The organism is Streptomyces sp. NPDC059456 (assembly GCF_042750055.1).
Lineage (GTDB): Bacteria > Actinomycetota > Actinomycetes > Streptomycetales > Streptomycetaceae > Streptomyces.
Window position 1 is genome coordinate 1 of record NZ_JBHYVA010000242.1, and the last position, 10,996, is coordinate 10,996.

The 10,996-nt window shown below is 69.3% G+C and carries 13 protein-coding genes; 9 read left to right on the forward strand and 4 right to left on the reverse strand.

Going from position 1 to position 10,996, the window contains the following annotated elements:
* Positions 1–1,156 precede the first annotated feature (1,156 nt).
* On the reverse strand, positions 1,157–1,570 hold the full coding sequence (locus ACFXA3_RS21495) for a hypothetical protein (RefSeq protein ID WP_385188950.1): 414 nt from the start codon (positions 1,568–1,570) through the stop codon (positions 1,157–1,159).
* 180 nt (positions 1,571–1,750) lie between these two features.
* On the opposite strand from ACFXA3_RS21495, the gene ACFXA3_RS21500 reads away from it, so the two are divergent.
* The 3 genes from ACFXA3_RS21500 to ACFXA3_RS21510 all read left to right on the forward strand — a co-directional run bounded on the left by ACFXA3_RS21500 (position 1,751) and on the right by ACFXA3_RS21510 (position 4,196).
* Positions 1,751–1,924 carry a hypothetical protein gene (locus tag ACFXA3_RS21500; RefSeq protein ID WP_385188952.1) on the forward strand — a complete coding sequence of 58 codons (174 nt, stop codon included), beginning with the start codon at positions 1,751–1,753 and terminating at the stop codon, positions 1,922–1,924.
* Positions 1,925–2,870: 946 nt separating this feature from the next.
* Positions 2,871–3,575, forward strand: coding sequence for a hypothetical protein (locus tag ACFXA3_RS21505; protein WP_385188953.1), 705 nt, complete (start codon positions 2,871–2,873; stop codon positions 3,573–3,575).
* A 393-nt stretch (positions 3,576–3,968) separates the two neighbouring features.
* A complete protein-coding gene (locus tag ACFXA3_RS21510; protein WP_385188973.1) occupies positions 3,969–4,196 on the forward strand; it encodes a peptidylprolyl isomerase in 228 nt (75 codons plus the stop codon).
* 206 nt (positions 4,197–4,402) lie between these two features.
* On the opposite strand, the gene ACFXA3_RS21515 is transcribed toward ACFXA3_RS21510, so the two are convergent.
* On the reverse strand, positions 4,403–4,759 hold the full coding sequence (locus tag ACFXA3_RS21515; protein ID WP_385188955.1) for a hypothetical protein: 357 nt from the start codon (positions 4,757–4,759) through the stop codon (positions 4,403–4,405).
* Between the two features lie 489 nt (positions 4,760–5,248).
* Positions 5,249–6,112, reverse strand: coding sequence for a LysR family transcriptional regulator (locus tag ACFXA3_RS21520; protein WP_385188957.1), 864 nt, complete (start codon positions 6,110–6,112; stop codon positions 5,249–5,251).
* Between the two features lie 92 nt (positions 6,113–6,204).
* Here ACFXA3_RS21520 and ACFXA3_RS21525 point away from each other — a divergent pair, with 92 nt between their 5' ends.
* A complete protein-coding gene (locus ACFXA3_RS21525; RefSeq protein WP_385188959.1) occupies positions 6,205–6,942 on the forward strand; it encodes an SDR family oxidoreductase in 738 nt (245 codons plus the stop codon).
* Between the two features lie 129 nt (positions 6,943–7,071).
* Here ACFXA3_RS21525 and ACFXA3_RS21530 read toward each other — a convergent pair whose 3' ends face one another.
* Positions 7,072–7,536, reverse strand: a complete 465-nt coding sequence (locus ACFXA3_RS21530; protein WP_385188961.1) for a MerR family transcriptional regulator — start codon at positions 7,534–7,536, stop codon at positions 7,072–7,074.
* Positions 7,537–7,680: 144 nt separating this feature from the next.
* Here ACFXA3_RS21530 and ACFXA3_RS21535 point away from each other — a divergent pair, with 144 nt between their 5' ends.
* The 5 genes from ACFXA3_RS21535 to ACFXA3_RS21555 form a co-directional block, all read left to right on the forward strand.
* Complete coding sequence (locus ACFXA3_RS21535) at positions 7,681–8,115, forward strand: cupin domain-containing protein (RefSeq protein ID WP_385188963.1); 435 nt, start codon at positions 7,681–7,683, stop codon at positions 8,113–8,115.
* Positions 8,116–8,222: 107 nt separating this feature from the next.
* Positions 8,223–8,708 (forward strand): GNAT family N-acetyltransferase, encoded by a 486-nt coding sequence (locus ACFXA3_RS21540; protein ID WP_385188965.1) that lies wholly within the window; start codon positions 8,223–8,225, stop codon positions 8,706–8,708.
* 746 nt (positions 8,709–9,454) lie between these two features.
* A complete protein-coding gene (locus ACFXA3_RS21545; protein ID WP_385188967.1) occupies positions 9,455–9,862 on the forward strand; it encodes a PPOX class F420-dependent oxidoreductase in 408 nt (135 codons plus the stop codon).
* 117 nt (positions 9,863–9,979) lie between these two features.
* On the forward strand, positions 9,980–10,201 hold the full coding sequence (locus tag ACFXA3_RS21550; protein WP_385188969.1) for a hypothetical protein: 222 nt from the start codon (positions 9,980–9,982) through the stop codon (positions 10,199–10,201).
* Positions 10,202–10,566: 365 nt separating this feature from the next.
* On the forward strand, positions 10,567–10,996 hold a 430-nt coding region (locus tag ACFXA3_RS21555; protein WP_385188971.1), incomplete at its 3' end, for a class I SAM-dependent methyltransferase.

The window sequence follows — 10,996 nt, forward strand, 5'->3', positions numbered from 1 at the left end:
CTCCTCGCCTTCGCGTACCTGTCGCGGCCCCGCGCCCCCCCCCCCCCCGCGCGCCGGCGGGCGCGCGCCCCCCCGCCCCCCCGCGGCCCCGCCGGGGGGGGGGGCGGCCACCCTGCGTGTGTGGGTCCCCCCCGGCCACGGCACGTCCACTGGCACCTCACAGCGATCCGCACCCCGCCCGATCCAGAGCCGCGACCTGATCGCGGTGGACGTCGGGGAAGCCCTCATCCCCGCCGACGTGGACCAGGATTCCAGCCTTGACGTGGCAGCCGACCGTCGACGCGGTCACCCGCGGCCGGTACCCGGGCCCGCCCGGTCCGGCGACCAGGCGGGAGGCATCGCGCACGCCACTGCAGCGATGGACACCCGCCCCGCCACCCGAAAGGCACAGCCTGATCCTGCGCATGCTGGTCAACGAGATCCAGGCCTGAGGCCGGGGCAGAGGGTGCTCGGGGTTACGCGGTCATCCGGCGTGCCCGGCCACCGCCTCGGCGCAGCGGCGCCTCTGTGCCGGCACGACGCGGTGCGTATGTGGACCGTGGGCGGCCCCGAGGACGTGGAGCTGTGCGTACGGGTCGGGACGCGGTCGTCACCAGCCGGCCGGGGGAGGTCCGAAAGCTCCCGGGCTCGCGCTGACCTGCCGGCGGGACCGTGCGACCATCACCGTGCAGGTCGCGAGACCCGCCAGCGACCCCACGAACAGGGCAGTGACCCAGACCGGGACGACCTCGACACGGACGCCGTCTGGGAAGGTGCACTCCATGGACACCGGGAAGTACGTCCGGTCGATCTTGATGTCGACGTCCGCGTCCCGGTGGCCCTGCGGGCCGTGCTGCGCGGTGAGCGCGTCGGGGCAGGGCCGGGTGGGGCGGGTGTTGAAGCCGCTGAGGTCGCCCAGGGCGAAGGCGACGACCGCAATGCACAGGCACGCCCCCCGCCCCCGCGTCCTCGGCCCACTGGCCGTAGGCCGTCCGACTGAAGCCGGGTCGCTGCGTCGCCACCAGGTGGACGGCTTTGACGAGCAGGTACGCCACGGCGGGCAGAGCCAGCAGCACGGATATCGCGGTAATGATCACCGGGCAACGCAGGAGCCATGTACGGACGAGGTTTCCTTCACGATGCTGCGGACTCGAGTCCTCTCGCAGGGCGAGTCAGGTCATCGCAGTGGTACGAGGATTCTGCGGGCTTCCCCGCTAACGGCGTCGTCCTCATCCGACGTCAGCGTTGAACACAGGGCCGCGAGGCGTTCCACGCCCTCATCGGACTGACGGCAGACATTGGTGATCGCAGCATTGAGGTGATCACCAGCGTCGTCATCCGCTCCGGCGAGCGCGGCGAGCACCAAGCGCAGTCCAAGCACATCCCAGCGTCCGAGCAGAGCCTCTGCCGTCTCTTGAGTGACGAAGGTGTCGCGGCCATCGAGCAACAGCCGGTGCAGGACCTCAGACACTCCGGGAAGCTCAGCAGCGGATGCCAGACGCCTGCCCGAAGCCGCTCGAACAGACCATGACGCCGAAGCAGCCCCCTGAAGGAACGGGGTCAGCTCGTCTTCCAACTCGGAACGGATCATGGTCCGTACTCTGGCATACCCGCACTCGCGCTCACCACGCGATCGCGGTCAGAGTTGAGGGCGCCATCAGCCTCGGTCAGGGTGATCTCCTCTTCAAGGGTAGGTGAGGAGAGCCACTTTGATGCCGGCGTGGGTCATGTGGGGCTCTTCGAGCGGATGCGGGCAGCGGGGTTCTTTGCAGTGTCCGACCAGCCGGCCGAAGGCGAGGCGCTGGTGGAGGCGCTGGTGGAGCGCGTCCGGGCGGTCCTGACCGACCCGGGATTCGAAGAGATCGCCACCGGTTCCGAAGGCGTCCACCTCCCTTGGTTCTGGTGGGACTGCTGCCGTACCAGCTGGAGCGGCTGCTGGAGATGACAGGGGCGCTGGCCCTGTTCACGATCCTCGGAGACCAGGCACCGACGGCTTGACCCGGCTGTTGTTCAGCCGGATGAGGAGGTTAAGGAAGGACGAGTCGGCGAACGTCACACCGTCACCCTCGACGACTCCACCCACGCCTCCCAAACCAGGCAGGGCACACGCCAGCCGACACCTGCGTACGGCCTCACCAACCGGAACAACACCACGCCCGGCCGGGCGGCTTCCCGAGAAGGAGGCGGACAGGACGGCGCCCTGGTCGCGGAGTGCACCGCGACCAGCGCCAACCCGCTCGTCGCGGCCTCCGGGCCGGGTACGGGGGTGAGGACGTGCCCCAACAGCTCTGCCCTTCAGCCAAGTGACCACGAGCATGCGCGCCTGGCCGCTCCCCACCGGCGACCGCCCGCTCGGCCTGGTCCTCGGCCAAGCCGGCAAGAAAGTCCCCGTGGAACACCTGGCAGCGGTCGCCCTGCCCCGCCGCACTCGACGGCCTCCGAGACAGCGGGCCTGCGAGCGGCGCCTGATCCCGCCAGCGGACTGACCCCAGCCACAACCTCACGGCCCCGTGTCAACCCTCCCCGGGGTCACCCCCGAGTCCGGGGCAGCCATACGTGCGATCTCGCGGCTTCGTGCCAGCGCGCCACCTGCACGAATGCCGCCTCGTGAGAGTGAAGTCACCCCGATCTCCTGCATCCATGGCAGTGAGACCTGCTCGGAAACAGACCCCGACCAGCCGCAACGCACAAAACCTGGCTGTCTCTCACACCACTGTCACGAAACCGAGAGATCGCACACGGACGCCCCGCTGCTCGGTGACTTCGGCAAATTTTGGGTGATCGTGGCGTACGGCAAAGCCCGTCGTGGCACGCGAGGCACCCGATCGGACCTGTAGGACAGGGCAGTGAACCGCGGCGGTGTGATGCTGAGGGGAGTAAGGAGGCGCGCGGTGGCTGTCATGGACTCCTTGGTGCAGTTCGCCCCGTTCTTCGTGCCGGTGATCAGCGGCCTGGTGGGCGGAGCCAGCCTCCTCATCCGGGACCGCCGCGAGGCGCGCAGCGCCGACTACCACTACCGCCGTCGGCTGGAGCGGGCCCAGCTGGAGGTCCAGTTCATCAGCGGCTGGATCCAGGCCAAGGAACTGGTGCCGGGCGACGGCCCGGCGCGGGACCCGGAGGCGGAACGCTGGCTGGACGAATGCTACGCGGCGGTGCGACGTGCCAAGACGGACATGGAAGACGGCCACCGGAGGCAGCCCGTCTCGCTGCGGCGCCTGCTCCTTCTCGGCGAGCTCAGCGGCCCTGCAAAGAGCATGCGGTTCGCGTACTGGATCACTCTTGTCCTGTTCAACGTGGCGCTCGCGTGGTGGGTGAACACGCTCATCTCCGGGGTGCCGGGCTTCATGCACGAGGAGGGCGTCCCGGAATCGGATGAGATCGCCACCTACTTGGGGGTGGCGCTCATTCTTTTCGTGGTGTCGGCCGCGCTGTGGCTGTGGACGGTGCGCCTGGGCGCCGCGGAACCGGCCCAGATCTACCACAAGCGCATCGACTCGGACGCCTGGGCACAGGAGGAATCCAGGAGGCGTACGGCTGCACGCGCCAGGGCAGAAGCCAAGGCTGCCCGCAGGGGCGGGGGCGGACGGACGAAGTGAATGGCCGATCGACGGTGAGTGCCTGCGGTCCGGTAGGGCCGCGTGGATGCGGCAGCCGCCGTCGTGGGTGGGGCCGGCGGTGAGGGTGCCGGCGAGGATTTCCGTGCGTTCGCGCAGCCCGATCAGGCCGTGCCGGGAGCCGGGGAGCTGAGGGGTGGGGCGGGTGGCGGCGGTGTTGAGGACGGTCACGTCCAGTCCGGGACCGGCAGGGCGCATCTCCACGATGGCGCTCGCGCCGGGAGCATGCTTGCGCACGTTGGTCACGGTCTCCTGGACAGCCGGGAAGACCGCCGCGGAGGCAGGCAGGACCCCCATGACCCCTGGATAGTCCGGTGGACCTGCCACTCGCACCGACCGATCCGACCGGCGCGCCGCCTGTAGGAGCCCGGCCTGCTGGCGACGGCCAACGCCGGTCCCGACACGAACGGCTCACAGTTCTTCGTCGTCTACGGCGACTCCGCACTGCGGCCGAACTACATGGTGTTCGGCACGGTCGGCCCCGACGGGGACAAAACCGCCGCGGGAGGCATCGGGCCGACCGCGCAGGACCCGGCGCCGGTCGACGGCACACCCGTACTGCGGACCGAACTGCACCCGTATCAGCCGTCCTGCCGGCATTGACTTCCCACGGGCCCGGGACGACCGGGTGGAGGGCGGAGGGCGCCCTGCGGAGCGGGGTGCGCCAGACGGCGTTGCGCACCGCCCGGCCGGCCCCTGCGTTCCTGGCGGCCGGCGGCCCGCCGCGACCGTGCGCACAACCCGCCAGCCCACGGAGCGTGCTCGGGCCTCTTGCCGGTGGCGGTCCCGACTCCGCTCGGCTCGGTCGGTCAGCCGGTGATCGAGAAGAAGATCGAGCCGTCCTCCGCCCACCACCAGGAGCCCTGTCCCTGGTTCCACTCCGAGGCCCATTCGTCAAGCAGCTTGATGAGCTCCTCCAAGTCGTACCGGAGATCGGGGTCGATCCGGTCCAGCACCACACGGTAGGCATCCACCGCGGGCCCTGCCTTCGCCAGTGGCCAGCAGCCGATTTCCGGGGAACCGTCCACGGGCCGGGGAATGCGGAACCCGATCTCCGAGGGCGGCCCACTGAAGATGTACTGCCAGGGCAGCAGTTCCGCCGGGACACCCTCCGCGCTCAGCGCGTCGTCCAGAGCCGAGAAGAACGTGGCTGGTTGGTGCCGCACTCGTCGCCCTGTTTAGCGGTGCCGCGGCCAGAAACGAGTCCGCACTGAGCGAAAGACGTCATGAGCGGGAGCGCGTGGCCGTCAGTCTCCTGGCGAAGGATTCGCGTGGCAACCCGTCACGTGTCCGCGAGATCGGGGATCCCGTGCGGTCGGAATCCACCCGTACCGATACGAAGACGGAGACTACGCGGAACGGAACTGGAGCGCTCCCCCTTACATCCCTCGCGACATCGAGGCGGACCTTCATGCGACGGTCCGCAGCGGCGGTTTCGTTCTGCTCGTTGGGGGAATCGACAGCCGGGAAGACGCGCTCTGCTTTCGAGGCCGCGCGATTGCTGACACCGGATCATTTCCTGCTGAGCCCTCGAAATCGGGATGGCATCTCAAGTGTGATGAGTGCGCTGAACATGCGAAGGCCTTATCTGATCTGGCTAGACGATTAAGAGCGGTTCCTAGGCCCGGGCGCTGACCGATGGGGGCAGGAGCTGGTCATAGTCGTGCGGCCGTGCGGATCAGGTCGGCCAGGGCGAGGGAGCGGCTGTGGGCGGGCCAGACGATGTGGGTCACGACGGGAGGCGCGTCGGTCAACGGGACGGCCGTGTGCTCGGCCCACAGCCAGGAGCGGGCGGAGTCGGGGACGACTGCCACGGTGCGTCCGAGGGCGATCAACTGGGCCAGCTGCGTCTGGTTGTGGATCTCGGGACCCGGGCCGGGTGCGTAAGTGCCGCGGGTGGGCCAGCGGGCGAGCGGCAGATCGGGGACATCCCTGACATCGGCCAGGGACAAGGTCTTGCGGGTGGCGAGGGGGTGCCCGGCAGGCAGGACGGCAACCTGCCCCTCGGTCGTCAGGGCCTCGCTGTCGAACCCGGCGAGGGAGTTCCACGGCGTGTGCATGAGCGCGACATCAGCGCGTCCGTCACGCAGCAGCTCTTCCTGCTCGCAAATGCCGCACGGCAGCACCTCGATTTCGGCACTGTCGGGCTCGGCCGCGTAGGCGTCGAGAAGTTTCCGCAGCAGTTCGTGGGACGCGGCGGCCTTCACCGCGAGGACCAGCCGACCGCGGGGGCCGCCAGGGCTGTCGGCACCGCCGGCGCGACGGGTGCGGCGAGCGGCGGCAGCGGTCGCGTCGAGGGCCGCCCGGCCCTCGTGCAACAACACCTCGCCGGCAGCGGTCAGGCGCACGCCACGGCGGTTGCGCTGCAGCAGGCAGACCCCGAGGCGCCGTTCGAGCTGCTGGATCGCCCGCGACAGCGGCGGCTGGGCCATGCCGAGGCGCTCGGCGGCGCGCCCGAAGTGCAGTTCCTCGGCGACGGCCACGAAGTACCTCAACTCGCGGGTCTCCAGGGTGTCCACGGCTGCAGCATACGTGGTGATACCTGGGAGGTATGACAGGGCACCGTATCGGTGTTGGCAGTGCCACTCCTCCGCGAGCCAACATCATCAGCATGAGCGAAACGATGATTGCGCTGGTGACCGGCGCGAACAAGGGCATCGGGTACGAGATCGCGGCCGGGCTGGGCAGCCTCGGATACCGCGTGGGCGTGGGAGCCCGCAACGCCGCCCGACGCGAAACCGCGGTCGGGAAGCTGCGCGCCGTCGGCGTGGACGCGTTCGGGGTACCGCTGGACGTGACCGACGACCAGAGCGTCACTGATGCCGCGGAACTGATCGAACGGCTGGCCGGGCGCCTGGACGCCCTGGTCAACAATGCCGGCATCTCGGGCGAGATGGACCCGGGGTGGGTGCAGGACCCGACCGCGCTCGACCTGGAGGTGCTCCGCACGGTCGTGGACACCAACGTCATGGGTGTCGTCCGGGTGACCAACGCGATGCTGCCACTGCTGCGGCGCTCGACCGCGCCACGCATCGTCAACGTCTCCAGTAGCGTCGGCTCCCTGGCGCGGCAGGCGGACCCGGACATCGAGATCGGCCCCGTCATGGCGGCCTACGCGCCGTCGAAGTCGTTCCTCAACGCCCTCACCGTGCAGTACGCCCGGCAGTTCGCCGGTACGAACATCCTGATCAACGCCGCCTGCCCGGGCCTGGTGGCGACGGACTTCACAGGCTTCCAAGGGCCCCGCACTCCTGAACAGGGCGCGGCCACACCGATCCGACTCGCCACCCTGCCCGACGGCGGCCCGACCGGTTCGTTCTTCGAGGACGACGGCGTCGTCCCCTGGTGATCACGAACCCGTCGTGGATCGACGAGGCTCCGGTAGGTTCACGAAACCGTGGAGAAGGACGGAATGACTGAAACAGCATCAGGCATCTCCCCGGCAGAGACCAGACCGACCGGGATCTCCGGCGGCTGACTACCGCACCACGGCCACGTCCGTGCTCGGGCTCACCAGGGGCGAGGTGGTGAAGATCGCGGTGAACGGGATCGGGCAGCACGTGCTGGACGCGCACGCGGTCAGGTCGTCACAGCCCGCCTCGACGGCGGCGGCCAAGGCGGTACGGATGGTGGTCAGATCGGCGATCTTCGCGTCGACCTCGGCGAACTTGGCCGCCGCGCGGTCCTGAAGGCCCGGCACGGGGCGGCCGTGCCGGTGCCGGCCTGTCTCCAGGAGTTCGGTGACCTCGTCCGGGCTGAACCCGAGCCGCTGGACGGCCTTGATCACCCTCAGTGCGACGACGGCGTCCTCGCCGCAGAGGCGATGGCCGCCGTTGCTGCGTTCCAGCTCGGCCAACAGGCCACGCCGCTTGTAGTGGCGCAGGGTCTGAATGTGCACCCCGGCCGCTTCGGCGACCTGCCCACTGCGCAAGCCCGTGCTCACCGCCGCTCCCCGGCGGCAGCAGTCCGGACGGCCAGGGCGTCCGAGACCGGCTGCGGTGGCCGGTCGGAGCCTGCCTCAACAAGATCAGGCCAGAACTCGGCGACCGGCCCCGCTCGGCGGGCCGGGCCGGGTTGGATGGGGCGCATGGAAACCACAGTGGAGTGTGTGGTCGTGCGCGGCGGCGGCTACGAAGGACGGCAGGGTGGCACGTTCGCGGCGGGGATCTCGGCGCAGTCCGTCGGCGCCCGGGGCCTGTGCCTGCACCGGATGAGCCTGCCCGGTCACACCCGGGGCCGCCCGCACCTGCACGCCGGTCACGAGTCGGCGATCCTGGTGCTCTCCGGGCAGGTCGAGGTCTGGCACGGTGCGGGCCTGGCCGATCACCTCGTACTGAAGGCCGGGGACTACCTCTACATCCCGCCCGATGTGCCGCACCTGCCGGTCAACACCCAGGACGAGGAAATGGTCGCAGTGGTCGCCCGTACCGACCCCGACGAGCAGGAAGGCGTACAACTCCTCGACCTCCCCCGGCACCTCCACGCGGCCTTGACGGCCGTCCCGGTCGCGTCGCCCGCCTGACGAGCCGCGCGCGGCCGAAGCCGCCGGGGACGACGGGGCGCCTACGCGGCCGACATCAGCCGCCGCCAGCCATGACGTCCATGTCCTAAGGCAAGGGAACAACACAGATGCTGCTACGCGATGTCGAGTACGGCGACGTCGACACCTCCGTCCGGATGCGGTGCAACCCGGCCGTGATGGCCGTGCCTGGCGGCCCGCTGCCTCGCGAAGGCACGGAAGCGAAGGTCCACCGTGATGTTCAGCGGGCGTCCGCGGGCACCGACTGGACGAAGATGATCGTGCCCGATGCGGCCGAGCCCGACGTCGTCGCGGGAACCGTGACCTTGTGGACCCACGACGCACACGGCGAGCGCATCTCCGAGATCGGCTGGATGGTACTGCCGGAATTCCAGGGGCGGGAACTCGGCAAGCAGGACGTCCGGACGCTGCCCGAGCCGGCTCGCGACGACAGCCGGTGGGGCCGACACACGCGCATTCCGCAACAAACAACGCCCCGTCCAACGGCATCTGCCGCAGCCTCGGTTCCAGCTCCTGGGCACCCAAAACGTGGCCTTCGCCAGGCGAGTCCTGCGACCCAATCACTGGGCCATTGACCCTCGCACCGACCTGATCTGATACCGACCGGTCTCTGGCCGACCCGACGCCCACGTGCAGGCGCAGCCGCCGGAACCTGAGCGGGCGGCGGAATATCCCGCGTGGCCCACGGCCCGGCCGGTGCTCACGTCCGCCACCACGTCCGGGCGTGCCAGCAGCACGTCGAAGACGTCACTGCTCACCCACGATGCTGCGAACCGCATCCGGTCAGGGGATGCCCGGCGTCGGCCGCGGACACCTGCTCGCCGTCCTGACGGGGTACGTCCGGGCGCAGGGGTACCGTCCGCACACACACGCACACACGCACACACGCACACAGTGGACCCGACCGGTCGAAACCGTCCAGGAAGAGCAGCTGCGGGCGGGGCAGGGAGCTCATAGCTGCGCCAGTGATCGCTTCGGGGGGCGAGGCGAACCAATTGGGGTTCGTGCTGTTGCTGAAGCGATGAGGGCGGATCTGCTCCGGCACGGACCAACCTGTTCACCGTGGTCAACACCCTCAGCTGGATCACCGGCCAGGCCGCCACTGTCACGGCCCACCCCGACCACCTTCTCGCCCTGGCCCTCGACGGGCTCGCCCACCACGGAACTCGGCCGGACGGGTGAACCGTCGACGGACTCGTTCCGGCACGCCCGATGCGCTTGCGGGAGGAACGGCGACTCTGCAGGCTGTCGGCTGCTGATCTTCAGCGAAGAAGCCAGTCCGTCCGAAGACAGCCGCAAGCCGAGGAAAGGAACCCGTCCCGTGTCCGCTGCACTCTCCGACGACCTGCAGAAGCTCATCGACGACACCCCGGTCTTCGCGACGATCGCCACCATCCAGCCGGACGGCAGTCCGCAGCTGTCCGTCACATGGCTCACCCGGGACGGCGACGACCTGCTGTTCTCCACGACCGTCGGCCGCCGCAAGGAGAGCAACCTGCGCCGGGACCCCCGGGTCACCGTCATGATCAACCCTGCGAACGCGCCCTACACCTATGCGGAGATCCGCGGCGAGGCCACCCTGACCACGGAAGGCGGACAGGAACTGATCAATGAGCTGTCACGCAAGTACACGGGCAAGGACTACTCCGACTTCAACCCGGCGTCGGCCGAGGACGCCGAACGGGTCGTGGTCCGCATCACCCCCAGAAAGGTCGTCGGTTCGCTCTGACCTTGCCATTTGGAGGTCGTTTGCCTTGTCCGGGAAGACAGAGAACCCCGACACAAACCCCCTCGCCCTTTCGGGTTACGCTCGTTCGCCGCGCTCTTTGAACCCGCCCCAGGTTTGATGTTGAGCGGGCCGACACGCGTTGACGGGTTCGTCGGTGCGGGTTTGTTGGCGATGGCGGGCGGTCTCGAACCCGAGCAGTCGATCACCTTGATCGCCAAGACCCTCGGCATCTCCGTCGGCACGCTGTACAACCACATCCCGGACCTCAAAGAGCTACGGACCTCGCGCGTCCCGAAGCAGTATCGTGCGCTGAAAGGAGTCCCCGCGGCGGGCCAGTAAGCGCCGCAGGGCCTCCCAGCCGATCCGGATCGGCCGGGAGGCGTTCCGCCGCAGGTGAACGGCAAACCCGCGCCAGTCCTACGACCTTTACGAGAGCGTGGGATTCCGGCGCCAGAACGAGTACGTCCGCTACCGCAAGCCGCATGCTCGATCGACCGGCCATCGGGCTGTCTGGCCAGTCCACACGATTTGGCAATAACTCTCCGCCCGGGCACAAACCACTGACCTGCGGATCTCCTTGGCGATTGGCGATTGGCGATTGGCGATCAGCCTGCTCGCAGATGTTCACGAGGCAATGACGGCACTGTCGCCAACGAGGGCATCGTGCCGATCACTGGGGCGGTCAGGCGCGGTAATCTCGGGCCATGCTCGAGACATCGGTGGCGCACTTCTACGACGAACTGGCCGACGACTACCACCTGATCTACTCAGACTGGGACGCGAGCATCCGCCGGCAGGGGGACGCCCTGGACGCACTGATCGGCCAGGATCGTGCGGCAGTACTCGACTGTTCCTGCGGCATCGGCACCCAGGCCATTGGCCTGGCGTTGCGCGGGCACCGCGTCACCGGGACCGACGTCAGCCCCCGCGCCGCCGCCCGCGCTGCCCGTGAGGCCGCCCGCCGGAGCCTGAGCCTGCGCACGGCCGCCGCCGACATGCGAAGCCTTCCGTTTGCCGATGCCCAGTTCGACACCGTCGTCTGCGCCGACAACTCGCTGCCTCACCTCCTGACGGAGCAGGATGTGCACGCCGCCCTGGCCGAGATGCGCCGCGTCCTGCAGCCCGACGGCCGGC